21 protein-coding genes are annotated in these 23,667 nt (G+C 75.7%); 7 read left to right on the plus strand and 14 right to left on the minus strand.

What is annotated here, in order from left to right; all coding sequences use genetic code 11:
* Positions 1 to 19: 19 nt before the first annotated feature.
* The 4 genes from I4I81_RS07060 to I4I81_RS07075 all read right to left on the minus strand — a co-directional run bounded on the left by I4I81_RS07060 (position 20) and on the right by I4I81_RS07075 (position 2,453).
* Complete coding sequence (locus tag I4I81_RS07060; protein ID WP_218603914.1) at positions 20 to 652, minus strand: pyridoxamine 5'-phosphate oxidase family protein; 633 nt, start codon at positions 650 to 652, stop codon at positions 20 to 22.
* Complete coding sequence (locus I4I81_RS07065; protein WP_218603913.1) at positions 649 to 1,035, minus strand: VOC family protein; 387 nt, start codon at positions 1,033 to 1,035, stop codon at positions 649 to 651. Before I4I81_RS07065 ends, I4I81_RS07060 begins: the two co-directional genes overlap by 4 nt.
* Positions 1,036 to 1,124: 89 nt before the next feature.
* On the minus strand, positions 1,125 to 1,298 hold the full coding sequence (locus I4I81_RS07070) for a CsbD family protein (protein ID WP_218603912.1): 174 nt from the start codon (positions 1,296 to 1,298) through the stop codon (positions 1,125 to 1,127).
* A gap of 78 nt (positions 1,299 to 1,376) precedes the next feature.
* Positions 1,377 to 2,453 (minus strand): AbrB family transcriptional regulator, encoded by a 1,077-nt coding sequence (locus tag I4I81_RS07075; RefSeq protein ID WP_218603911.1) that lies wholly within the window; start codon positions 2,451 to 2,453, stop codon positions 1,377 to 1,379.
* Between the two features lie 47 nt (positions 2,454 to 2,500).
* Between I4I81_RS07075 and I4I81_RS07080 the strand changes: the two genes are divergently transcribed.
* Complete coding sequence (locus I4I81_RS07080) at positions 2,501 to 3,334, plus strand: class II aldolase/adducin family protein (RefSeq protein WP_226363801.1); 834 nt, start codon at positions 2,501 to 2,503, stop codon at positions 3,332 to 3,334.
* Positions 3,335 to 3,337: 3 nt separating this feature from the next.
* Here I4I81_RS07080 and I4I81_RS07085 read toward each other — a convergent pair whose 3' ends face one another.
* The 4 genes from I4I81_RS07085 to arfA are packed head-to-tail and all read right to left on the minus strand — an operon-like array spanning position 3,338 to position 11,380.
* Entirely contained in the window at positions 3,338 to 7,615 is a 4,278-nt protein-coding gene (locus I4I81_RS07085) for a PAS domain-containing protein (RefSeq protein WP_218615900.1), read from the minus strand.
* 26 nt (positions 7,616 to 7,641) lie between these two features.
* The gene (locus I4I81_RS07090) at positions 7,642 to 10,023 is read right to left on the minus strand and encodes a sunset domain-containing protein (RefSeq protein WP_218615901.1); all 2,382 of its coding nucleotides are present in this window, start codon (positions 10,021 to 10,023) and stop codon (positions 7,642 to 7,644) included.
* 45 nt (positions 10,024 to 10,068) lie between these two features.
* Positions 10,069 to 10,230 carry a hypothetical protein gene (locus I4I81_RS07095; RefSeq protein WP_218605258.1) on the minus strand — a complete coding sequence of 54 codons (162 nt, stop codon included), beginning with the start codon at positions 10,228 to 10,230 and terminating at the stop codon, positions 10,069 to 10,071.
* 31 nt (positions 10,231 to 10,261) lie between these two features.
* Complete coding sequence (gene arfA / locus I4I81_RS07100) at positions 10,262 to 11,380, minus strand: channel-forming protein ArfA/OmpATb (RefSeq protein ID WP_218605257.1); 1,119 nt, start codon at positions 11,378 to 11,380, stop codon at positions 10,262 to 10,264.
* Between the two features lie 313 nt (positions 11,381 to 11,693).
* On the opposite strand from arfA, the gene fabG reads away from it, so the two are divergent.
* Together fabG and I4I81_RS07110 are read left to right on the plus strand one after the other, a co-directional pair.
* A complete protein-coding gene (gene fabG, locus I4I81_RS07105; protein ID WP_218605256.1) occupies positions 11,694 to 12,452 on the plus strand; it encodes a 3-oxoacyl-ACP reductase FabG in 759 nt (252 codons plus the stop codon).
* Positions 12,452 to 13,705, plus strand: a complete 1,254-nt coding sequence (locus tag I4I81_RS07110; RefSeq protein ID WP_218605255.1) for a DUF4032 domain-containing protein — start codon at positions 12,452 to 12,454, stop codon at positions 13,703 to 13,705. Before fabG ends, I4I81_RS07110 begins: the two co-directional genes overlap by 1 nt.
* Here I4I81_RS07110 and cydC read toward each other — a convergent pair.
* From cydC to I4I81_RS07130, 4 genes are all read right to left on the minus strand, one after another.
* Positions 13,694 to 15,301 (minus strand): thiol reductant ABC exporter subunit CydC, encoded by a 1,608-nt coding sequence (cydC, locus tag I4I81_RS07115; protein WP_218605254.1) that lies wholly within the window; start codon positions 15,299 to 15,301, stop codon positions 13,694 to 13,696. The genes I4I81_RS07110 and cydC overlap by 12 nt on opposite strands.
* 164 nt (positions 15,302 to 15,465) lie before the next feature.
* Complete coding sequence (gene cydD, locus I4I81_RS07120) at positions 15,466 to 17,166, minus strand: thiol reductant ABC exporter subunit CydD (RefSeq protein ID WP_226363802.1); 1,701 nt, start codon at positions 17,164 to 17,166, stop codon at positions 15,466 to 15,468.
* A gap of 10 nt (positions 17,167 to 17,176) precedes the next feature.
* The gene (gene cydB / locus I4I81_RS07125; RefSeq protein ID WP_218605384.1) at positions 17,177 to 18,160 is read right to left on the minus strand and encodes a cytochrome d ubiquinol oxidase subunit II; all 984 of its coding nucleotides are present in this window, start codon (positions 18,158 to 18,160) and stop codon (positions 17,177 to 17,179) included.
* A 9-nt stretch (positions 18,161 to 18,169) separates the two neighbouring features.
* Positions 18,170 to 19,564 carry a cytochrome ubiquinol oxidase subunit I gene (locus tag I4I81_RS07130; RefSeq protein WP_218605383.1) on the minus strand — a complete coding sequence of 465 codons (1,395 nt, stop codon included), beginning with the start codon at positions 19,562 to 19,564 and terminating at the stop codon, positions 18,170 to 18,172.
* 85 nt (positions 19,565 to 19,649) lie between these two features.
* Here I4I81_RS07130 and I4I81_RS07135 point away from each other — a divergent pair, with 85 nt between their 5' ends.
* Positions 19,650 to 20,699 (plus strand): LLM class flavin-dependent oxidoreductase, encoded by a 1,050-nt coding sequence (locus I4I81_RS07135; protein ID WP_218605382.1) that lies wholly within the window; start codon positions 19,650 to 19,652, stop codon positions 20,697 to 20,699.
* On the opposite strand, the gene I4I81_RS07140 is transcribed toward I4I81_RS07135, so the two are convergent.
* Together I4I81_RS07140 and I4I81_RS07145 are read right to left on the minus strand one after the other, a co-directional pair.
* Positions 20,683 to 21,342 (minus strand): anti-sigma factor family protein, encoded by a 660-nt coding sequence (locus tag I4I81_RS07140; RefSeq protein ID WP_218605381.1) that lies wholly within the window; start codon positions 21,340 to 21,342, stop codon positions 20,683 to 20,685. The genes I4I81_RS07135 and I4I81_RS07140 overlap by 17 nt on opposite strands.
* Positions 21,339 to 21,863, minus strand: coding sequence for a sigma-70 family RNA polymerase sigma factor (locus I4I81_RS07145; protein WP_226363803.1), 525 nt, complete (start codon positions 21,861 to 21,863; stop codon positions 21,339 to 21,341). The genes I4I81_RS07140 and I4I81_RS07145 overlap by 4 nt, the downstream gene beginning before the upstream one ends.
* Positions 21,864 to 21,965: 102 nt before the next feature.
* Between I4I81_RS07145 and I4I81_RS07150 the strand changes: the two genes are divergently transcribed.
* Genes I4I81_RS07150 through I4I81_RS07160 form a run of 3 tightly spaced genes read left to right on the plus strand, consistent with a single transcriptional unit; the run spans position 21,966 to position 23,636 of the window.
* A complete protein-coding gene (locus tag I4I81_RS07150; RefSeq protein ID WP_218615903.1) occupies positions 21,966 to 22,541 on the plus strand; it encodes a hypothetical protein in 576 nt (191 codons plus the stop codon).
* Positions 22,541 to 23,137, plus strand: a complete 597-nt coding sequence (locus tag I4I81_RS07155; RefSeq protein WP_225924510.1) for a DUF6529 family protein — start codon at positions 22,541 to 22,543, stop codon at positions 23,135 to 23,137. Before I4I81_RS07150 ends, I4I81_RS07155 begins: the two co-directional genes overlap by 1 nt.
* A gap of 10 nt (positions 23,138 to 23,147) precedes the next feature.
* Entirely contained in the window at positions 23,148 to 23,636 is a 489-nt protein-coding gene (locus I4I81_RS07160; protein ID WP_218615904.1) for a Rieske (2Fe-2S) protein, read from the plus strand.
* Positions 23,637 to 23,667 lie beyond the last annotated feature (31 nt).

Below are 23,667 nucleotides of genomic sequence, written 5' to 3' on the forward strand. Positions count from 1 at the left end.
CGGAGCTTCTGCGACACTCCTAGAGGTTCTGCCGGTAGAGCCCGTCGGCGTAGGCCGGGCTCTCGTAGTAGCTCGTGACCTCCTCGAGCGAGTCGGACCGTCGCTCGAGGGCCTGCACGATCTGCGCGCGCGACGGCAGGTCCTCGGGGTGCCAGTGGTCGGGCTGCCACAGGTGGGAGCGCAGGAACGACTTCGCGCAGTGGTAGAAGATCTCCTGCACCGTGACCTCGGCGGCCAGGAGCGGCCGGTGGCCCTTCACGACCATGTCGTCGAAGTACGGCGCGTCGCGGATCACGCGCACCCGCCCGTTGACGCGCAGCGTGTCGGTGCGCCCCGGCACCACGAACAGCAGGCCGACGTGCGGGTTGGTGACCATGTTGCGGTAACCGTCGATGCGCCGGTTGCCCGGGCGCTCCGGGATCGCGAGCGTGCGGTCGTCGAGGACGCGGACGAAGCCGGCGGGGTCGCCCTTGGGGGAGACGTCGCAGGTGCCGTCGGCAGCGCTCGTGGACACCAGGCAGAACGGCGACGCCCCGATCCACGCCACGTCGATCGGGTCGAGCCGGTCGCGGGCCTTGTCCGCGATCCACGGCAGCGGGGTGCCGATCAGCTCGTCGAGCTCCTCCAGCGTGGTGATCTCGGTCGTGCTCATGCGAGCACCAGGCAGAACGGGTGCCCGGCCGGGTCGAGGTAGACCCGGAACGTCTCACCGGGCTGGACCTCGTGCCTGCGGGCGCCGATCGCGAGCAGGCGCTCCTCGGCGGCGTCGAGATCGGGCACGTCGAAGTCGAGGTGGGCCTGCTGGGGGTGCTCGGTGCCCGGCCACTGCGGGGGCCGGTGCCCGGGGACCTTCTGGAAGGCGATGGTGGCCCCGCCGCCGGGGGCGCTCAGCTGGACCCAGCCGTCGTCCTCCCCGACCAGCTCGGGGGGCCTCCCGTCGACCTCCCAGCCGGTGATGGCCCCGTAGAACCGGGCCAGCTCGGACGGGTCCGGGCAGTCGAGCGCGACGAGGGAGAAGGTGGCGATCGCGGTCATGGCGCCGACGCTAGCCCGTCACCCCGACGGCTCGCCCGCGGAAAGGGGCCCCGGTCGTGTCGACCGGGGCCCCTCCCGCGTGCGGACGCTCAGCTCTTGAAGGCGTCCTTGACCTTCTCGCCGGCCTGCTTGAGGTTGCTCTTGGCCTGGTCGTTACGGCCCTGGTTCTCGAGGTTCTCGTCACCGGTGGCGCTGCCGACGCCCTCCTTGACCTTGCCCTTGAGCTCCTCGGCCTTGTGGTCGACCTTGTCGTCGGCTGCCATGGGGTTCTCCCGTCGTCCATCGGATGTCGCCGAAGGGTTACCCCGGTCCCGCGGTGCCGACACCTCGCGTCGCGGCGATCACCCCGGGGACGGTCCGAGCCGGCCCACCAGGCCGGCCAGCAGCGGGGCCACGAGCAGCATGAGGAGCACCCGGATCACCTGCACCGCCACCACGAACGTCACGTCGCCGCCCGCGGAGATGGCGGTGGCGAGCACCGCGTAGACCCCGCCGGGGGTGGTCGCGAGATAGCCCTCCAGCGGGGTGACACCGGTCAGGGCGGACAGCAGCAGGCCCAGTCCGGCGCAGGCCACGACGACGGCCGCGATGAGCGCCGTGGCCAGCGGCAGTGCGCCGAGGACCGTGCGCAGGGCGGTCCGGGTGAACCGCACGCCGGCCTGCCAGCCGATCACCGCGTAGGCGATCTCGACGACGAGCACGGGTGGGGCGGCCCCGAACGTCACGCCGGTCAGGCTCAGCGCGAGGGCCACCGCCATCGGCCCGAGCAGCCCGCCCGCCGGCACGCGGACGAGACGGGCGATCCCCAGCCCGGCCGCGACGCACACGGCGAGGAACCCCAGGTCGACGGCCCACGGCGCTCCCGGGCCCGTGCCGGGGTCGGCGCCGCCGGTGACGGTGGCCCCGAACGCGAGCGCGGCCACGACCGGCATCGTCGCGGTGACGATCCCGACCCGCAGGTACTGCACGACCGCGACCATCCGCTCGTCCCCGCCGAGCTCCCTGGCCACGGCCACCAGTCCGGACGCGCCGCCCGCGGTGAGGGCGAGCATCCCGGTGAGCGGGGTGACGCCGCGCCGCACGCCCATCAGCAACCCGGCGGCCATGCTGACCGCGAGCGTGCCGACGGCCACCAGCAGCACCGGCAGCCAGCTCTGCGCGACCGCCCCGAGCGTGCCCGGCCGGGCGAGCAGGCCGATGACCACGCCGATGACGGCCTGCGCGACGGTCGTCGCACCGCCCGGGACGTGCTCGGGTGCCCGTCCGGCCAGCGCCAGCACCGTGCCGACGAGCAGCCCGCCGAACAGCGCGGGGGAGGGGACGCCGAACGCGGCGATCCCCAGCGTGACGGCCGCGGTGAGCCCGACGAGCAGCCCCCAGCGCGTCCACCCGTCCCGGTCCGTCCCGTCACATCTCATCACGGCCGAGCCTCGATCATGTCGGGGTGGACGTGCACACTGGGCGGGTGAGCACCGACACGAACACCGCAGCCCCGGCCGGCGCGGCCATGACCGGAGCGGGCGGGCGCAGCCTGTACATGGCCCGGCCGCAGGAGTTCGCCACCGTCGAGGAGGAGCGGGCCCACCGCAAGGCCAAGCTGGCCGCGGCGTTCCGCATGTTCAGCCGGGCCGGGCTCGACGAGGGGGTCGCCGGCCACATCACGGTGCGCGACCCGGCGGAGCCCGACACGTTCTGGGTCAACCCGTTCGGGATGCACTTCGCGATGATCCGCAGCAGCGACCTGGTGCGCGTCGACGAGGACGGGCAGGTCGTGGAGGGCGACCGGGCGGTCAACGGGGCCGCGGTCGCCATCCACTGCGCGGTGCACGCCGCGCGGCCCGACGTCCTCGCCGCCGCCCACGCGCACGGCCCGGCCGGGAAGACGCTGTCCAGCCTGGAGGTCGGCATCGAGCCGCTCACCCAGGACGCCTGCGCCTTCTACGACGACGTGGGCGTGTTCGACGACTTCACCGGCGTCGTGCTCGACCGCGAGGAGGGCCGCCGCATCGGGGTCGCCCTGGGCGGCCACAAGGCGGTGATCCTGCGCAACCACGGGATGCTCACCGTCGGCACCAGCGTCGACAGCGCGGCGTGGTGGTTCCTCACCCTGGAACGCACGGCCCGCTGCCAGCTCGACGCGTACGCCGCGGCCGCCGGCCTGAGTCGCCCGCCCCGGCGGATCGGCCGGGAGGAGGCGGAGCTGACCCGCGGGCAGGTCGGCTACGAGGGTGCCGGTTGGTTCCAGTTCCAGCCCATCTGGGAGCGGATCAGCGCGGAGCAACCGGAGCTCTTCGACTGATTGTCACGCCGGCCCGGCCAGGCGGGAGAGGCCGGACAGCGCGAGGGCCCGGCCGATGGCACCCGACGCGGTGACGTCGAGGCGCAGGGCCCGCCGGGCCTGCGTGGCTGTGTCGACCACCTCGGCGAGCAGCGCGATCCCGGCGCTGGACAGGTAGGTGGTGGCGCGCAGGTCGAGCACGAGCGCCGGGCCGTCCGCGCGGGCCGCGGCCAGCAGGGCGGGCCCGACCGACGCCGCGCCGGAGGGATCGAGGTCGCCCGCCACGGCGATCCGCTCGGCGGCCGCGGTCCGCCGGATGCGCAGGCGGGTCGGCCCGGCGCCGTCGGCGACGGCGCCCGGCGGCGGCGCCGGGGCGGGCGGGTCGGGCGGCCGGGGCACCGCGGGCACGCTGAACCGGATCTCCGTGCCGTCCGCGCCGTGCTCGAGGTGCACGTCGTCGCCGATCTCGCTGATGAGGGTCAGGCCCCGGCCCCGGTGGCCGGGATCGGTGGGTGGGGGTCGCCACACGCCGCCGTCGCGCACCGTCACGGCGATCCGGGTGGCGCCGTCCCGGGCCAGGCGCACCTGCATGCGGCCCGGTCCGGCGGCGCCGCGGTAGGCGTGCTCGACGGAGTTCGCCGCGGCCTCGCCGAGCGCGAGCTGCAGGTCGTAGGACTCGTCGGGGTCGAGCCCGATCTCGGCGGTCCACCGGGCGACGGCGCGCCGCAGGCCGCGCAGCTCATCGCCGTCGGCCGGCAGGTCCAGCAGCAGCGGCGCCGGGGTCAGCCGGGCGACGATCAGGGCGACGTCGTCGGTCGGACCGTCGTCGAGGCCCGCGGCGAGGAGTGCCTCGGCGAGGGCGGCGGGCGGCAGTGGGTGGGCCTTCTCCCCGGCCGCGCACAGCCGCTCCAGCCCGTCGTCGACGACCTCGCCGCGCCGCTCCACGAGCCCGTCGGTGTAGAGCACGATGCTGTCGCCCGGGGCCAGCCGCGCGGTCCCGGCGACGTAGGGCGGGCGGCCGCGCACGGCGAGCACGGTGCCGGTGGCGTCCTCCAGCAGCCGCGGCCCGCCGGGCCCGAGCACCAGCGGCGGCGGGTGCCCGGCCCGCGCCCACGTCAGCACGCCGTCGACCGGGTCGAGGACCAGGCAGGTGACCGTGCTGCCGGCGGCGCCGGGGACGCGGCGGGCGAACCTGTCGAGGTGACCCAGTGCCCCGGCCGGGTCGTGCCCCTCCAGCAGGTAGGCCGCGAGTGCGCTGCGCAGCTGCCCCATGACGGCGGCGGCCCGCGTCCCCTGCCCGACGACGTCGCCGACCGCGATCGCGACCCGACCCCCGTCCAGCGGCAGGACGTCGTACCAGTCGCCGCCCGCCCGGGTGCCCTGCGCGCCGGGGAGGTAGCGGGCGGCGAGGGAGAGCCGGTCGAGGTCGGGCAGCGTCGGCGGGAGCAGGCTGTTCTGCAGGGTCTCGGCGATGACCCGGCGCTCGTCGGCCGCGACGGCACGTTCCAGGGCCGGGGCCGCCTGCGCGGCCATGGCCAGCGCGAACGCCTGCTCGTCGGCCGGGAAGATGCGGGGCGTCGCGAAGCTCAGGTAGACCGCGCCGACGGCGATCCCCCGGGAGAGCAGCGGCAGCGTGGCGCACGCGTGCCGGCCCCCGGCGACGGCGGGGCCGAGCAGGTCGGGGAACCGGAGCGCCCACTCCTCCCGGTCCCGGATCCAGGACGCCTGGCCGGTCCGGGTCGCGAGGGCGAGGGGTACGTCGGCGTCGGCGCGGATCGTCGCGTACTGCGCGCGGAGCTCGTCGGCGTAGCCCACCGCGATGACGCTGCGCAGGACGCCGTGCTCGGCGTCGACCCGGTACATGCTCGCGGCGTCGGCCCCGAGGATGTCGCGGAGCCGCTCCACCAGCCGCCGACCGGCCTCGTCGACGGTGTCGGCGGTGGCCAGGTCGGCGGTGACGCGCTGGAGCTGGCGTTCGCGGGTGCGCCTGCGGTCGGCCTCCAGCATCAGCGACGTGCGCCGCCCGAGCTCGGCGGCGAGTTCGAGGACGGCGTGGTCGTGGTGGCGCACCGGTCCGAGCGCGAGGAAGGACAGCACGCCCGCGAAGCGGCCCTCGATGCGCAGCGGCACCGTGAGCGCGTGGTGCCCCTCGGGGGCGTCGGCGGGCGGCAGGACGACCGGGACGCCGTCGGCGGCCACCTCCAACACCCGCGGACCGGGGGCGGCCGGGGGGAGCCGCAGCAGGGCGCGTTCCCCGGCCGGGTCCTCGGGGTGGGCGACGGCGGCGCGCCGGAGCAGCCCGTCGGGCCCGGCCAGCGAGACGACCGCGGCCTCGCCGAAATCGTGCGCGACGAGCCGGACCAGCGCGTCCAGCTTCTGCTCGACGGACCCGGTCTCGGCCATCAGCCGCCCGGTCTCGGCGAGGATCTCCGAGGACCGCTCGGCGCGCCGCTGCTCGGTGACGTCGACGGTGAGGCCCTGTGCGCGCACCGGCGACCCGCCTCCGCCGACCACGTGCACCACCTGGTGCAGCCAGACCGTGCGGCCGTCGGCGGTGCGGGCGCGGTAGGTCAGGTCGTGGTCGAACCCGCCCGCGGTGCGGTCCGCGGTGAACGCGAGCGTGTCGGCCCGGTCGTCGGGGTGGATCACCCCGGGCCAGAAGCCGGGGTCGTCGAGCCAGCGCGGGGAGGGGTGTCCGAGCAGCTCCTCGGCGCGGTCGGAGACGAAGGTGAACCGCAGCGCGGCCGCGGCGGGGTCCCAGTCGGCCTCCCACACGATGGCGGTGAGCCCGCCGATCATCGCCCGCAGCCGGGCCGCGGCGGCGTCGGACACCAGGCGGGCGGCCTGCTGGCCCGCGGCCTCGCGTCGGTCGTGCTCTGCGGCCCGCTGCTCGGTGACGTCGGTGGTCGTGCCCAGGAAGCCGGTGACGGTACCGACCGCGTCGTGCAGGGGCCGGGCGGTGGAGGTCACGGTGCGGACCTCGCCGGCCGGGGTGACGATGCGGAACTCGTCGCGCCACGCCGATCCGCGGGTGACCGCGCCGGACCAGCTGTCGGCGAGGGCCGCCCGGTCGTCGGGGTGGATGTGGTCGGCGCCGGCGAGCCCGGCGGCGTCGCGGCCGGTGATCTCGGCCATGTGGTCGTTGACGAACGTCGTGGCGCCGGTGCGGTCGGCGACCCAGATGCCGACCGGGGCCTGCGCGACCAGGATGCGGTAGCGCTCGCGCTCCTGCTGCAGCGCGGGCTCGCCGCCGCGGCGCTCGCGCAGGTCCTGCGCGACCGCGGAGTAGAAGGCGGTGCGCCCGCTGTGGTCGGGGTGCGCGGCCGCGGCGAGCCAGACCGGGATCATGATGCCCGCGGTGTCGACCAGGCGCATCGAGCCCGACCAGGTGCCCGTGCGGTCGACCTCGGCGATCACCCCGGCGAAGCGCTTGCGGTCGGCGGGCGCGACGGTCCTGGGCATGGTCAGGCCGTCGAGCGGGTGCTCCCCGGGGAAGCCGAGCATCTCCCGGCCCGCGGGGTTGAGGTAGAGGACGGTGCCGTCGGCGGCCGCGATGCCGATCAGGTCGGCGGCCCGGTCGGCGAGCCCGCGGAACCGCCCCAGCTCCTCCTGGGCGAGGAGCTGGTCGGTGACGTCGCGCAGGGACGTGTGCACCTCGACGGCACCGGTGCGGTCGTTGCGGACCCGCCGCGCGTGTAGCGCGAACCAGCGGTGCGTGCCGTCCGAGCAGCGCAGCCGCAGCGTCAGCTCGGCGGGCTCGTCGTCGGTGAGGGCGGTGAGTGCGGCGTCGAGCCGGCCGGCGTCGTCGGGGTGCACGAGGTCGCGGGGGTGCAGGCCGATCACGTCATCGGGCCGGTACCCGACGACCCGCTGCACCGACGGGGAGATCCACAGCCACCTGCCGTCGGCGGTGTGCCGCCCGATCACGTCGTCGGCGTGCTCGGCGAGGAGCCGGAACGCGGCCCCCGTCGCGGCCGGGTCGGCGCCGTCGGTGTCCGGCACCACGACCCCGGCCCAGGAGCCGTCGACGGCGACGGCGTGCTCCCGGACGGCCTGGACGGTGCCGCCGGTGTGCAGCAGGCGGTAGGTCGCAGTCCAGCCCGTGCCGGCGGCGCGGGCGGCCGCGGTGCGGTCGAGGTGCCCGGGCAGGTCCCGGGGGTGCACCCGGCGCTGCCACCCCGACCCGAGGTCACCCGCCGGATCGGCCCCGGTGGCGCTGCGCCAGGCGGGGGAGAGCGCCGTCCGCGCGCCGGTCGGGTCGCTCACCCAGGTGATCACGTTCCCGCCCGGGTCGTCCGACACGGGAAGAGTCTAGGAGGCTCCCGCGTCTAGCGCGTGCGGCGCTTCCAGTCGGAGAAGCCGGCGGCCTCGGCGTCGGCGGTGCTGGTGAACCACACCTCCGCCTTGGTGCGGCCGTAGTAGGGCGACTCGGGGGTGTGGTAGAGCATCGAGTCGGCGTTGCCCTTGATCGTGTGCTCCGGTGTCGGGGCGGCGCCGCCCTCGCTCGGCAGGGCCGAACCGGGGAACCGTCCGGGACTGACGACGGGCACCGTCCCGGCCGCCTGCGCCGTGTCCGGCGTACCGAGCAGACCCTGCGGGGTCGCCGGGACGGAGGGGGAGTGCGGAATGCGGCCGCGGGTGTTCCAGGCGACGAACCCGGCCTCCTCGGCGTCGCGCCCGGTGCGGAACCACACCGCGGCGCGGGTCCGCTCGAAGTACGGCGAGGTCCGGCCGTGGTAGCGCATCGTGTCGACGTTGCCCTTGATCCCGAACGCGGGGTCGGGGGAGGCGCCGTCGGAGGTGGCGCGGGCCGAGCCCGGGCCGAAGGGGGCGTCGTCGGGGTCGGGGGTGGCCGACGCGGGGGTGTCGGCCGGGGTCCCGGCGAGCGCCCCGGCCCCGACCGCCCCGGCGCCCACGGCTCCGGCGGCCGGTGCGGCGGTACCCGTGGACGTGCCGCCCTCGTCGGCCGTGCTCTCGCCGACAGGGTCCCGTGCGGGGGTGTCGGCGACGCTGGACACGATGTCGGAGCCGGTGACCCCGGTGGGGGCGTCGGTGGCGGGGTCACCGGTGCCGGTCGTCGTGGCCGCGTCTCCGTCGGTCGTCTCGCCGGCGGCGTCGTGGGAGACGGCGGCTGCGGTCACCGCACCCGCGCCGAGCCCGGCCACGCCGACGGCCGCGGCGGCGCCGGCCCCGGGGCCGGTCTCCGGGTCGGCGGTGGGGGCGTCCGCGGTCACGGCGCCCGGTTCCGCTGTGTCCGCGGTGTCGGTGTCCGCGGTGTCGGTGTCCGCGGTGTCGGTGTCCGCGGTGTCGGTGTCCCCGGTGTCGGGAGCCGCGGTGTCGGTGTCCCCGGTGTCGGGAGCCGCGGGGTCGGCGGTGGAGGGGTCGACGGTCGTGACGGCCGGGGTGACGGGCTCCGCGGCGGGGGCGTCGGTCGTGCCGGCGTCGGCGGTGGCCGTGCCGGTGGCGGAGGTGTCGCCGGCGGAGGTGTCGCCGGCGGAGGGGTCGGCCGGGACCGCGTCCGAGGCGGTGGCGTCGGCGGAGGTCTCCTCGGACGAGTCGCCGGACCCGGCGACGGCGGCCGCGCCGACCGCCGTGGCGCCCAGTGCGGCGGCGCCGAGGCCCGGGGACCCGTCGTCGTCCGTGGTGCCCACGGCACCGGCGTCGGTCGCGCCCGCGTCGGCGCCGGTGGAGCCGTCCGTGGTGGCCTCGTCGGTGGCGTCCGCAGCAGGCTCGTCGGTTGCGGCCTCGGGGGTCTCGCTCTCGGGGGCCGCGCTCTCGGGCGCCGGGTCGACGGGCGCCGGGTCGACGGGCGCCGGGTCGACGGGGGCATCCGCCGTCGCGTGGACCGCGGTCGCGTCCGGGTCGACGGTGTCGCTCCCCGCGTCGGTGGTGGTCCCCGCGTCGGTGGTGGTCGCGGCGTCGGTGGTGGTCGCGCTGTCGGTGGTGGTCGCGCTGTCGGCCCGGGTGCTGTCGGCCGGGGTGGCGTCGTCGTCGGAACGGTTCGACGCGGCGACCGCCGCCCCACCCGCGGCGAGCCCGGCGACGCCGAGTCCGGCGGCGGTGGCACCCGGGACACCTGCGGCACCCGGGACACCTGCGGCACCCGAGTCGCCCGGAGCCGACTCGGCCGGGCCGGTCGGGCCGGCGGGGGTGGTGTCGGACGGGGTGGTGTCGGACGGGGTGGTGTCGTCGCCTGTCGGCCGCTCGATCACGGTCGTGGCGTCGGTGTCGGCGGGCGGGACGACCGGGAGGACGGTCGTGGCCTCCCCACCGGAGAGGTCGATCTCACGGGTGTCGTCGTCCGGGGAGACGCGCGGGATCTCGCGGGTCGTCTCGGAGTCGTTCGCCGCGGCGATGCCGGCCGCGCCCAGCCCGGCGGCCCCCAGCCCGGCCGCGGTGGCGCCCGCGGCGAGGTCGGGGCGGGAACGGGAGGTGTCCAGCGTGCTCAGCGCCGGGTCGACCGCCGGGATCTGCTCGGTCACGGCGTCGTCCACCGCGGGCCGTTCGCCCTTGCCCATCGCGACGGGAGTCGCCGCAGCGGCGGCGGGTGCGGGCCGCTCCTGCTCACCGGACGCCGCGACCGGCCGCCCGCGCTCCAGCTCCCGCAGCCGCCGCCCGGCGGGGAGCACCAGGAGCAGCCAGGCCAGCAGCACGCCGACCAGGAACGCCAGCAGGTACCAGAGCCAGGTCTGCCCGTAGAGCCAAGACACGGAGTTCCTCCAGAGAGCGGTGCGGGAGCGGGTAGAGCGGGCGGGTCAGGCGGCGGAGCGGGACGGCGGCGCCGCCTGCCCGCGGGAGGCCTCGAGCTCGGCGACCCGGCGGCGCAGCGGGCGGGCCCAGAACAGCCAGCCGGCCAGTACCCCGAGGGCCAGCGCGACGATCAGCCAGACCCAGACCTGGGCGAACAACCAGAGCACGACGACTCCTCCTCGGTGCGGTGTGCGGGACTCAGACGACGGTGATCTCGACGCGACGTCCCGCGGCCTGCGCCGCAGGGGAGTCGCCCTCGCCGAGACCGCGGGCGGTGATGTTGTCGGCGGGCACCCCGCCGGCCACCAGCGCGTCCCGGACGGCGGCGGCGCGCTGGTCGGACAGCTCCTGCGCGCTGAGCACGCCGTTGCCTGGGCCGGTGGCGACGTAGCCGTCGACCTGCAGCTGCGCGCCGGGCACCAGCGCGACGAGGGTCACGATGCCGTCGACGGTGGCGGCCCCGCTCGCGGTGAGCGCCGGGCTGTCCGGCTCGAACGTGACGGGCGCACCGGCGACGAGTGCGTCGATCGCGCTCTGCAGCTCCCGCTTGCCCGCGTCGTCGAGCTCGCCCGACGGGGCCGCACCCCCACCGGCGACGGTGAGCCGGTTGTCGACGGTCGCCCCGGGCACCAGCGCGGACAGGGCCGCACCCGCGGCCTGCGCGGACGCGGAGTCGGGCGCGTTACCGGTGAGGGTGACGGTGTCGCCGTCGACGGAGGTGGCGATGTCGCCGGGAACGGTGCTGAGCAGCGCCGCGATCGCGCCGACGCTCGACGTGGTGACGCCGGGCTGGGGGAGTGCCCCCTCGGTGACGGTGAGCTCGTCGACGACGGGGCTCCCGCCCGCCTGCTCGGTGGCCGCGGCGACCAGCGCCGCGCGTTCCGCCTCGGAACCCACCACGCCGGTGAGGACGATGTCGCCGCCGCGGCGCGCGATCCCGAACGGCCCGCTCGCGGCGGCGTCCGGCTCGGCGCCCGTGCCGTCACCGGTCCCGTCGCCCGTTCCCGCCCCGTCGGCGGGGAGCTGCGCGATCCGCACCCCGGGCACGCCCTGCACGATCTCGACCGCCCGAGCCGCGTCCGGACCGGTCAGTCCGGAGACGACGGCGTCGCGGCCGCTGAACGCCACCCCGGCACCGGTGATGCCGGCCGCGGCGAGCGACTCGGAGGCGGTGCGCGTCAGGTCGCCCTCGATCTGCGGCCGCGGCCACAGCAGCGTCAGGCCGGCCAGCGCGGTCGGCACCACCAGTGCTGCGGCGGCCAGGGGCAGCCAGGCCGGGCCGGGGCGGCGGTCACGGGATCGATCGGCAGAGCTCACGGGCCCTCGCATTCCGCTAGCGGTGGGAACTCACGGGGGAGGGCGGCCTGAGGCGCCCCCCGACACCGAGGGCGAACGGTCGACCATCCAGGTCACGGAACGGTGACGAGCGGGATACGTGTCGCCCTCGCGGGGGTGATCATGCGGCCAGTGGTCGTGTGGGGAGGACCGGCGGTAGCGCAGTGCTCCGGACGGGTCACCCGAGCTGCGACATGCGGCCCCATGACGGCCCGATCCGACGACACCTGCGCCCGCGACCCGCGCAGGTGGAAGGATCGGGGCCGACCGAGTGAGCGTGACGAGGGGTGCAGTGATGACGAACGACCAGCGGGTGGCCATCGTGACCGGCGGGGCGCGTGGCCTGGGTGCCGCCACCGCACTGCGCCTGGCGCGCGACGGGATGGCGGTCGCTGTCCTCGACCTCGAGGAGTCCTCCGCGAAGACCGTCGCCGACGCGATCGCCGCGGAGGGCGGCCGGGCGCTCGCCGTCGGCGCCGACGTCTCCGACGCCGCCGCGGTGGAGGCCGCCGTCACGCGGGTCGAGGCGGAGCTGGGCGCTCCGACCGTGCTCGTCAACAACGCCGGGATCACCCGCGACAACCTGCTGTTCAAGATGACCGAGCTCGACTGGGACTCGGTGATGGGTGTGCACCTGCGCGGCGCGTTCCTGATGAGCAAGGCCGTGCAGAAGCACATGGTGGCAGCGAAGTGGGGCCGGATCGTCAACCTGTCGAGCACCTCGGCGCTGGGCAACCGCGGCCAGTCCAACTACGCCACCGCGAAGGCCGGCCTGCAGGGCTTCACGAAGACGCTCGCGATCGAGCTGGGCAAGTTCGGTGTCACCGCGAACTGCATCGCCCCCGGCTTCATCGTCAGCGACATGACGAGGGCGACGGCGGAGCGGATCGGCGAGGACTGGGAGACCTACGTGTCCGCGCGCGCCGCCCAGATCCCGGTGGCCCGCCCCGGGGAACCCGACGACATCGCGCACACCGTGTCGTTCTTCGTCAGCGAGGGGGCCGGCTTCGTGTCGGGGCAGGTCGTCTACGTCGCAGGCGGACCGAAGGCCTGATGCGCTTCATCTTCCGCCCTCCGGCGGCGCACGCGGCGGGCCTGCTGTCGTTGCCGTGGGCCACGCCGCTGGAGGAGTGGGACGACGACCACATGCTCGAGGTGGCCCAGCGCGGCATCTCGCGGCACGTGGTGCGGTTCGTCGAGGTCGACGGGATGGTCTACGCGCTCAAGGAGATCGACGAGCGGCTCGCCCGTCGGGAGTACCGCCTGCTCGGCGAGCTGGAGGCGATGGAGATGCCGGCGGTGTCGGTGCTCGGCATCTGCGTGGAGCGCGGGCCCGCCCCCGGCCAGGACGGCCCGGACCAGGACGCGATCCTGGTGACCCGCTTCCTGGACTACTCCATGTCCTACCGCTACGTGTTCTCCCACGGGCACACCCAGCAGCCCACCGACCAGCTGGTCGACGCGATGGTCGAGCTGCTCGCGCGGCTGCACCTGGCCGGGCTGTTCTGGGGGGACTGCTCGCTGTCGAACACCCTGTTCCGCCCGGACGCGGGCAGCGTCGCCGCCTACCTGGTCGACGCCGAGACCGCGGAGCTGCACCCCTCGCTCACCGACGGCCAGCGCGGGTTCGACATCGACTACGCCGTGGAGCGCGTCGGCGGCGAGCTGCTCGACCTGCAGGCGGGCGGGTTGCTGCCCGAGGACGTCGACCCGATCCGGATCGCCGCGGAGCTCCCGGCGCGCTACCACGCGCTGTGGGACGAGCTGACGCGCGAGGAGCTGATGCGCCCCGACGAGCAGCGCTACCGCGTCGCCGAGCGGATCGACCGGCTCAACGAGCTGGGCTTCGACGTCGACGAGATCGAGCTCGTCACCACCGCGGAGGGCACGCGGCTCAAGGTGCACACGCGTGTCGCGGAGTCCGGGCGTCACCGGCACCGCCTGTTCGCGCTCACCGGCCTGCAGGTCACGGAGAACCAGGCGCGCCGCCTCCTCAACGACGTCGTCAGCTACCGCGCGCACCTGGAGCAGAAGGAGGGGCGGGCGGTGCCCGAGACGGTGGCGGCGCACCGCTGGCGCGCCGAGATCTACGACCGGGTCCTGGCGATGGTGCCGCCGGACCTGTCCGACCGGCTCGCCCCCGCGGAGGTGTTCCACGAGATCCTGGAGCACCGCTGGTTCCTCTCGGAGCAGGCCTGCACCGACGTCGGCACGACCGCGGCGGCCCGCTCCTACGTGCAGCGGATCCTCCCCGGCACCCCGAAGACCCTCACCGTGCTGCCGGAGGGGCCCGGCTCACCGAGCTAGGTCGACCACCTCGTCGAGCGCGTCGAGGCCCGCCGGATCGTGGGTGATGAGCACCAGCGACCGGCCGCGGGTGACGTCCAGGACGTCGGCGAGCACGGCGTCGCGGGTCTCCGGGTCGAGGTGCGCGGTCGGTTCGTCGAGGACGAGTACCCGGGGGTCGGCGAGCAGGGCGCGGGCCAGCGCGAGGCGGGTGCGCATGCCGCCGGAGAGCCGGTCACCGTGCGGGCCGGTCTCCGCGTCGAGGCCGCCCGCCGCGGCCAGTGCGGCGGTGAGGCGAACGCGGTCGAGGACCGTCGACAGCTCCGCGTCCGTCGCCCCGGGGCGGGCGAGCAACAGGTTGGCGCGGACCGTCGCGTCGAACACGTGCGGATCGGCGGGGACACCGCCGATCGCCCGGCGGACGTCGTCGGGGTCCTGCGTCGTGACGTCGACGCCGTCGAGGTGGACGGTGCCGCCGTCGGGGTCGCGGAACCGGAACAGCACCGACGCGAGCGTCGACTTGCCCACCCCGCTGGGCCCGACGACGGCGATCCGGCGCCCGGGCGGGAGGTCGAGATCGAGCCCGTCGAGCACCCACGGCCCGTCGGGTCCGTAGCGGACGCGCAGGCCCCGGATCCGCAGCCCGGGCTCGTCCCGCACAGGGACCGCCGGGCGGCGGGTCACCGCGGGCGGGGTGTCGAGGACGTCGAACAGGCGGGTGGCGGAGGCCCGCAGTCCGCCGAGGCGGGCGGCGACGGCCGGGAGCGGGGCGACGACCTCGAACGCGGCGAGAGCGGTGAGCACGAGGACCGCCAGGCCGACGGTGGACAGCGCGCCGTCGCCGACCGCGGCGACGCCCAGCAGCAGCGTGCCCCACAGGGTCAGGCCCGCGACCAGCGCGGACGCACCGGCCCCGAGCCCGAGCAGTGTCGCGTCGCGGCGGGCGACGCGGGTGAGCGCGGCGTCGGCGGCCTCGACCCGGGCCACGGCGGCGGCCATCGCGCCGTGGGCGTGCAGGTCGGGGGCGCCGTGCAGGGCGTCGACGAGGGCGGTCGCCAGCTCCGCGCGCGCCGCCGCGGCCCGGCGCCCGGGCCCGCGACCGGCCGCGGCGGCGAGCAGCGGCACCGCGACCCCGCCGAGCAGCAGGCCCGCAGCGAGCAGCACCCCGCCGGGGACCAGCACCGCCGTCGACAGCACGACGACCCCGGCCCCCGTGACGAGCGCGGCCGCCGGCGGGGTGAGCCCACGGATCAGCAGATCCTGGGTGGCGTCGGTGTCACCGACCAGCCGCGTCACCAGGTCACCCGAGCGGAACCGGCGCACCGGCTCGGTGCGCGCGAGCCGCTCGTAGACCCGCACCCGCACGTCGGACAGGGTCCGCAGCGCGGCGTCGTGGGTGACCAGCCGCTCGAGGTACCGGGCCACCCCGCGCGTGACGCCGAGGGCCCGCGTCGCGACGACTGCGACACCGAGCGCAGTGATCGGCGGGTGCGCGGCGGCGGTGGCGATCAGCCAGGCCGCGGTGGCGAGCAGGGCCACCGCCGACGCGGTGGCCACGGCGCCGGCGAGCACCCCGAGCGCGAACCGGGCGCCCCGCGGCCGGGCGAGGGAGACCATCCGCAGCAGCGGGTCGCGAGCCGGTCCGGGTGATCGTTCCGAGCTGCGGCTCGATGCGACCGGCCCGACCGGGAGCCCCGTCTCGCGGCGATCACCGTCGGGGTGACCGTTCCGAGGTGCGGCTCGAGGCGGTCCGCTCGATCGGGAGGCCCGTTTCGGAACGATCATCGGACCGGCTCCGGCACGGGGGCGCCGGGGACCGCGTCCGGGACCCCGGCGCCCGGAGCTGCGGTGTCCGGAGCTGCGGTGTCCGGGTGTGCGGCGGGGTTCGCGGCGGTGGGATCGGCGGTGGGGTCGGCGGCGGCCGGGTCGAGCCGGACGACCGCGTCGGCGAGCTCGGCCCACCCGTCGTCGTGGGCGACGATCACGGCGGTCGTGCCGTGCACCAGGTCCGCCACCGCCGTGCGGATGCCTGCGGCGGCCTCCGCGTCGAGGTGCGCGGTCGGCTCGTCGAGCAGCACGATCGGGGCCCGGCGCAGGAACGCCCGGGCCAGCGCCACCCGCTGACGCTGCCCCGACGACAGCCGCGTGCCGCGCTCGCCGAGGCGCGTGTCGTAGCCCTCGGGCAGGTCCGCGACGACGTCGGCGAGCCCGGCCCGCTCGGCGGCCCGCGCGACCTCGACGAGGGGCGCGGTGGGGGAGCCGAGGCGGATGTTGTCGGCGAGCGAGGCGTCGAACAGGTGCGGCCGCTGCGGCACCCAGGCGACCAGGCGGCGCCACTGCTGCGTCGACAGGTCGGCGAGGTCGCGGCCGTCGACGGTGATGCGCCCGGAGTCCGGCGACGCGAACCGCAGCAGCAGCGCGAGCAGCGTCGACTTGCCGGCCCCGCTGCGCCCGGTCACGAGGGTCGTGGTGCCCGCGACCAGCTCCAGGTCCAGGCCGTGCAGGGCGGGGACGTCGCCGTAGGACAGCGCGACGTCGTCGAACCGGACGACCCGCGGGACGGCGATCGGGGGACCGGTCACCTCGGCCGGCACCGGCCGCTCCAGCACCTCGAACACCCGCTCCGCCGCCGCGACCCCCTCGGTCGACGCGTGGAACCGCGCCCCCACCTCGCGCAGCGGCAGGTACGCCTCCGGCGCGAGGATCAGCACGAGCAACGCGGTCTCCAGGTCGAGGTGGCCGTAGAGCAGCCGCAGCCCGACCTCGACGGCGACCAGCGCCACCGCGAGCGTGGCCAGCACCTCCAGCACGAACGCCGAGAGGAACGCGATCCGCAGCGTGCCCAGCGTCGCGTCGCGGTGGGCGTCGGTCGCCGCGCGGATCTGTGTGGCGGCGGCCCGGGAACGGCGGAACAGCGCGAGCGTCGGCAGCCCCTCGACGACGTCGAGGAAGTGCCCGGCGAGGCGTTCGAGCAGCCGCCACTGCCGCTGCGTCCGGGCCCGGGTGTGCCAGCCGACGAGCGCCATGAACAGGGGGATCAGGGGGAGTGTCAGCCCGATCACCAGAGCCGAGATCCAGTCGGCGCGCGCGACGACCACCAGCACAGCGGCCGGGACCAGCACGGCGAGCACGAGCTGGGGGAGGAAGCGGGCGACGTAGTCGTCGAGGGCGTCGAGGCCGCGGGTGGCCAGCGTGACGACCTCGCCCGCGCCGTGGGGGTCGTGCACGACGTGGCGGACCAGCCGACGGCGCAGGGCCGACTTGATGGTGGCCGCGCTGCGCAGGGCGAGCGTCTCGCCGCCGTACGCGATGCCGGCCCGGGCCAGGGCGAACGCGGCGAGCGCCCCCACCGCGACGGCGAGGTCGCCGGTCGCGATCGTCCGCGCGAGCAGCCACGCCTGGACCAGGACGAGCCCGGTCGTGGCGACGCCCAGGACCACCACGACGACGAGGTGCACCCGCACCGCCGCGACACTGCGCACCAGGCGGGGATCAAGCGGCGTCAACGTGCACCCGCCTGCGGAACACCCAGTAGCTCCACGCCTGGTAGCCGATCACCAGCGGCAGGAACACCGCGCCGACGACGCTGAGGATCCCGAGCGTGTACGGCGCCGACGACGCGTTCGCCACGGTCAGCCCGAACGCGGGGTCGATGAGCGACGGCAGCAGGGCCGGGTACAGGCCGCCGAACACCATCACCGACACCGCGACGATCGATGCCGCGGTCGCCGCGAACGCCCATCCCTCGCGCCGCTGCGCCGCGCACCCGACGGCCGTGAGCAGCAGCGCGACCGCGGCGACCGCGGCGGGGACCCCGGTGCCCCGGTCGTGCGCCGTCCAGGCCAGGAACCCGCCGACCACCGGCACCGCGACGAGTGCGGCCCGCCGCGCCGCCGCCCGCGCCCGGTGCCGCACCGGTCCGTCGGTCTTCAGACCCAGGAACAGGGCGCCGTGCAGGACGAACAGCGCGGTGGTCGCCAGAGCGCCGAGCAGGGCGTAGGGGGAGAGGAGGTCGAGCAGCGACGAGCGCACCACCCCGTCGGCACCGATCTCGACGCCGCGCAGCAGGTTGGCGAACACCAGCCCCCAGCCGAACGCGGGCACCAGGCTGCCGCCGACGATCGCGGCGTCCCAGCGCCGCCGCCACACCGCCGAGTCGATCTTGCCGCGGTACTCGAACGCGACGCCGCGGAACACCAGCGCCACCACGATCAGCAGCACCGGCACGTAGAAGCCGCTCAGCGTCGCGGCGTACCAGGCGGGGAACGCGGCGAACATCGCGCCGATCGCGGTGATCAGCCACACCTCGTTGCCGTCCCACACCGGTCCGATCGCGTTGATCATCGTGCGGCGCCCCGACTCGTCGCGCCCGACGGAGGGCAGCAGCATCCCGACGCCGAAGTCGAAGCCCTCCAGCACCAGGTAGCCGGTCCAGAGCAGGGCGATGGCGAGGAACCAGATCGTCGGGAGGTCCATGACCGGCTCCTAGTAGGTGAAGGCCGGGACGCGGGCGCCCGGTTCGACGGTCGGGGTGACGTGCGCGGGCCCGGCCTGCACGTAGCGCCAGAGCAACCGCACCTCGACGACGGCCAGCGCGCCGTAGAGCAGCGTGAACGTCGTCAGCGAGAACGCGACCTCGCCGAGCGAGACGCCGGGTGACACGCTCGCCGCCGTCAGCAGCTCGCCCGTCACCGTCCAGGGCTGGCGGCCGATCTCGGTGAGCACCCAGCCCGCGATGTTGGCGGCGAGCGCGGCGGGCAGCGCGAGCATCGCGACGCCGTACGTCCAGCCCCGCTCGGGCAGCCGGCCGCGACGCGTGATCCACAGCCCCAGGACCCCGACGCCGATCGCGGCCCCGCCCAGGCCCATCATCAGCCGGAACGCCCAGTAGAGGACGGGCACGTTCGGCACGTAGTCACCGGGCCCGAACTGCGCCTCGAACCGCTCCTGCAGCTCGACGATGCCCTCGACCTCGCCGGTGAACTCGCCCGTCGCCAGGAACGACAGCACGTACGGGACCTGCACGTTCACCACGTTGCGTGAGCCCTCGACGTCACCGACGGCGAACAGCGAGAACCCGGTCGGGGCCTCGGTGCGCCACAGCGCCTCGGCCGCGGCGAGCTTCATCGGCTCGTCCTGCGCCATGAGCTTGGCCTGGTGGTCGCCCGAGGCCGCCACGACGATCCCGGCGACGACGGTGGTGAGCAGCCCGGCGCGCAGGGCCTTCCGGAACATCTCGTGGTCGGCGTCGCGGTGCCTCCAGAGCCGGTACGCGCTCACGGCGACCACGAACAGGCCCGCGACGACGAACGACGCCCCCAGCACGTGCGTGTAGGTCGACCACGCCTGCGGGTTGGTCAGCACCGCACCGATGTCGGTGAGCTGCGCGCGGCCCGTCGCCTCGTTCACCTCGAAGCCGACCGGGTGCCGCATCCAGGCGTTCGCGGCGAGGATGAAGTACGCCGAGAGGTTCGACCCGATCGCCGCGGCCCAGATCGTCGCCAGGTGGACGCGCTTCGGCAGCTTGTCCCAGCCGAAGATCCACAGTCCGATGAACGTCGACTCCAGGAAGAACGCGAGCAGTGCCTCCAGGGCGAGCGGGGCGCCGAAGACGTCGCCGACGAACGTCGAGTAGGTGCTCCAGTTCATCCCGAACTGGAACTCCTGGACGATCCCGGTGACCACGCCCATCGCGAAGTTGATCAGGAACAGCTTTCCGAAGAACCGCGTCGCGCGCAGGTACTCGGTCTTCCCGGTGCGGTGCCACGCGGTCTGCAGGGCGGCGACGACGACCGAGAGCCCGATCGTCAGCGGCACGAACAGGAAGTGGTAGATCGTCGTGATCCCGAACTGCCACCGGGCCAGGTCCAGGGCGTCCACGGGCTGCCTCCAGGCTCGAACTTCTACGTCCTGTAGTAGTTCTACACCCTGTAGAAGTCGAGGCTCGCCGTTAGTGTCCCGGGACATGCGCATCGGGGCGTTCCTGTTGGCCGCCGGGTTCCCGGGACGCACGCACGCCGACGTGCTCGACTCCTGCGTCGCCACCGCCGTCGCCGCGGAGGAGGCCGGGTTCGACGACGTGTGGGTCGCCGAGCACCACTTCATGAGCTACGGCCTGGTGCCGTCGGCGATCACGATGGCGGGTTACCTGCTCGGCGCGACCAGCCGGATCGCGGTGGGCACGGCCGTCAGCGTCCTGTCCACGACCCATCCGGTGGCGCTCGCGGAGCAGGCGCTGCTGCTCGACCAGGTCTCCCGCGGCCGGTTCCGGCTCGGGGTCGGGCGCGGCGGGCCGTGGGTCGACCTGGAGGTGTTCGGGACCGGGACCGACCGGGTCGGCGACGGCTTCGCCGAGTCCCTCGACCTCCTGCTGCGCGCCCTGCGCGGCGGCCCGGTCGCGGCGGCGGGGGAGCGGTTCGCGTTCCGGGAGGTCGACGTGGTCCCTGCACCGCACACCGCCCCGCACCCGCCGGTCGTGCTCGCGGTGACCTCGCCGCAGGGCCGCGCACTCGCCGCGGCCCACGGCCTGCCGATGCTGCTGGGGATGCACGCCGACGACGTGGAGAAGGCGGCGTTCGTCCGCGGGTACCCGGCCGCCGTCCCCGACGGCCGCGTACCCGGTGCGGCCGGGACCGGGTGCGGTATCGGCGCACGCGGGCACGTGTCGGTCGCCGTCGCGCACGTCGAGGACACGACGGCGGGGGCGCAGGCCGTCCTGCGGGAGGCACTGCCGCGCTGGCTCGGCCCCGGCCTGGCCGGCCACCGCCGCGTCGACGACGCGCCGCACCGCCCCCGCGACCCCGTCGCCTACACCGACCTGCTCTGCCGCCTGCACGCCGTCGGCACCCCCGACGACGCCGTCGCCCGCCTCGCGGGCAGCGCCGCCCGCACCGGGATCGACCACGTCCTGCTGATGGTGGAGGGCAGCGGCGACCGCGGGCGGGTGCTGGAGAACGTCCGCCGGCTCGGGGCGGAGGTGCTGCCCCGGCTGCGGCGCGTCAGACCGGCAGGGTGATCAGGTCCGTCCCGCCCTCGTCGCGGATCGCGACGGCGAGCACGTCGTCGGGATCGATGATCGTCGACCCCTGCACCGTCCCGCCCTCGACCTCCCACGCGGGGGAGACCAGCCAGCTCCCCGCGACGTTCTCGGTGCCGTCGCGGCCGACCACGATGATCGTGCAGCGCTTCCCGGCCGCGATCCCGCGCACCGTCGTCGCCACCCGCACCCAGCCCGCGGCCGGCGTGACCGTGGCGGACATGACGATCGGGCCCGCGGTGCCCTCGACGGTGCGGGAGTCGGCGGAGACGGTCGTCGAGGGGGCGAGCGTCCGACCCGCCACGGCACCCCCGCCGACCAGCGCCACCGCGACGGCGACGGCGACGGCCACCAGCGCCAGCCGGGTGCGGCGCCGGGACCCGCCGCCCTCGGTGCGGACCGCGCGGACGGTGCGGCGCAGCAGCAGTTCGGAGTCGGGCGGGCCGTCGAGGAACATCTCCGGCGGCACCTCGCGCAGCGCGAGTGCGGTGTCGCGCAACGACTCCCACTCGTTGCGGCAGTCTGCGCACGTCGCGAGGTGGGCCTCCAGGGCGCGGGCCTCGTCGGCGTCGAGCAGGCCGAGGGCGTGGGCGCCGAGGTCGCCGCGGTCGTGGAGGGTCATCGGGTCGCCTCCATGGCCGAGCGCAGGGAGCGCAGTGCGTAGAACGACCGCGACTTGACCGTGCCCTTGGCGACGCCGAGCGCGGTCGCGGCCTCGTCGAGGTTGCGGCCGTGCAGGTACACCTGCTCGAGGACGGCGCGGTGCTCGTCGGACAGGGACCCGAGCGCCGCGTGCACGGTGACCGACGCGCTCACCGCGTCGGCGTGGTCGCGCGAGACCGGCGGCCGCTCGGGTTCCTCGGCCACCTCGCGCGGGCGGGCGTCGCGGGCCCGGACCCGGTCGATCACGATGTTGCGCACCACCGTGAGCAGCCAGCCCCGCACCGACCCGCGGCCGTTGGTGAGCACGTCGGGATGGCGCCAGGCCCGGATGAGGGCCTCCTGCACCACGTCCTCGGCCGCCGCGCGGTCGTCGAGCAGTCGTGTCGCGTACACCAGCATCGCCCGTCCGTGTTCGGAGTAGACGGCGTGGACCAACGCCTCGTCCGCCCTGTCTCGACGGTCACCACCGGTGCGGTCCACGGGCGGGGACCCTACTCAACGTCCGACCGCCTCATCCCCACACGGAGCGCGACCGGGGACGGTTCAGCTGAACCGCCGCCGTCACTCGTCCGTGTAGCGGTCATGACCCGCACCGCTCCCCTCCTCACGCTGCTGGCCGTCGCGGCCCTCGGCGGTGGCCTGTTCGCCACGAACCACCTGAGTACCCCGGCCGATCCGCCGGTGGTCGAGGCGGTGCCCGTCGCCGACAGCGCGCCCGCCCCGCAGACCGGCACGGTCCCCGCCCCCGGGGTGGCGGGCTCCGTCCCGGCGCCCGCCGCCGCACCCGCGCCCGCCGCCGAACCGGGACCCGCGGGGGCCCCGCCGGCCGCCGAGGTCGCCTACGCCGGCCGGACCGAGGGCCGTCGGATGACGGTCGCGATCGTCGTCACCGGGGACGAGGCCGTCGCCTACGTCTGCGACGCGCGCGACGAGGTGTGGCTGCGCGGCACCGCCGCCGACGGCGAGCTGAGCCTGGACGACGCCGACGGCACCGCAACCCTCACCGGCACCGCCGACGCCGACGGGGCCACCGGGACGTTCGCCCTCGACGGCGACGAGTGGACCTTCTCCTCCGACGCGACCGACGTCGACGACGCGGTCGCGGGCGGCCGCGAGGACGTCGCCGACGTGGCCGACCGCGCCGGGATGTCGTACTGATGGCGACCCCGACGCACGCCCCCGCCGAGCCCGAGAGCGTCTGGGAGGCCGAGGGCCCGGCGCACTCCGCGGTTCCCGCCGTCCGCACCGGCCCCCTGCTCGGGGCGGTCGCGATCGGCACGCTCGTCTCGGTGGGCCTCGGTGTCTACGGCCGTGTCCACGAGCCCACGTTCTTCGCTATCAGCGTCGCCGGGTTCTCCAGCGGCCCCGCGGTGAAGAGCTGGCTGGGGACCCTCGCGTTCGTCCTCGTGCTGGTGCAGCTGATGTCGGCGCGGCGGATGTACCGCGGCGGCGGGCGGGTCGCCGCCGGGCTGCACCGCTGGTCGGGCCGGGCGGCGGTGCTGCTCACCGTCCCCGTCGCGGTGCACTGCCTCTACGCACTCGGCTACCAGGACACGACCGTCCGCGTGCTCGTGCACTCGCTCGCCGGGTGCGCGGTATACGGCGCGTTCGTCGCGAAGATGCTGGTGCTCGCCCGTCCGGGCGGCCCGCGGTGGGCCGTCCCGGTGCTGGGCGCGCTGCTGTTCGTCGCGCTGACCGCGCTGTGGCTCACCTCGTCACTGTGGTTCTTCACCACTTCCGGCCTCACGTTCTGAGGGGACACCGATGACGACCACGCCCTCCACCACCCGACGTTCCCTCCTCGCCGCCGCGTGCGGCACCTGCGCCGTCGCGCTGACCGGGTGCGCCGCCTACGGCGCGGGCCGGCCCGCGGCGCCGGCCGATGCCGACCCCGCCGCGCCCGACCCCGCCGCGCCCGATCCCGCCGCGCCCGACCCCGCCGCGCCTGCCGCCTCGATCCCGGTCGCCGACGCCCTCGCCGCGGCGGCGACCATCCCCGTCGGCGGCGGGCGGGTGTTCGCCGACCTCGACCTGGTGGTCACCCAGCCGACGGCGGGGGAGTTCCGGGCGTTCTCCGCGACCTGCACGCACCAGGGCTGCGCGGTGACGGAGGTGACCGACGGCCAGATCGTGTGCCCGTGCCACGGCAGCACGTTCTCCGCCGTCGACGGCAGCCCCACCGCGGGCCCGGCCGCACAGCCACTGCCGCGTCGGACCGTCGCCGTGCGCGACGGGTCGGTGGTGCCGGCCTGACTCGCGGCCGCTACGACGACGGGGGACGTGA

This window comes from Pseudonocardia abyssalis, from assembly GCF_019263705.2.
Taxonomy (GTDB): domain Bacteria; phylum Actinomycetota; class Actinomycetes; order Mycobacteriales; family Pseudonocardiaceae; genus Pseudonocardia; species Pseudonocardia abyssalis.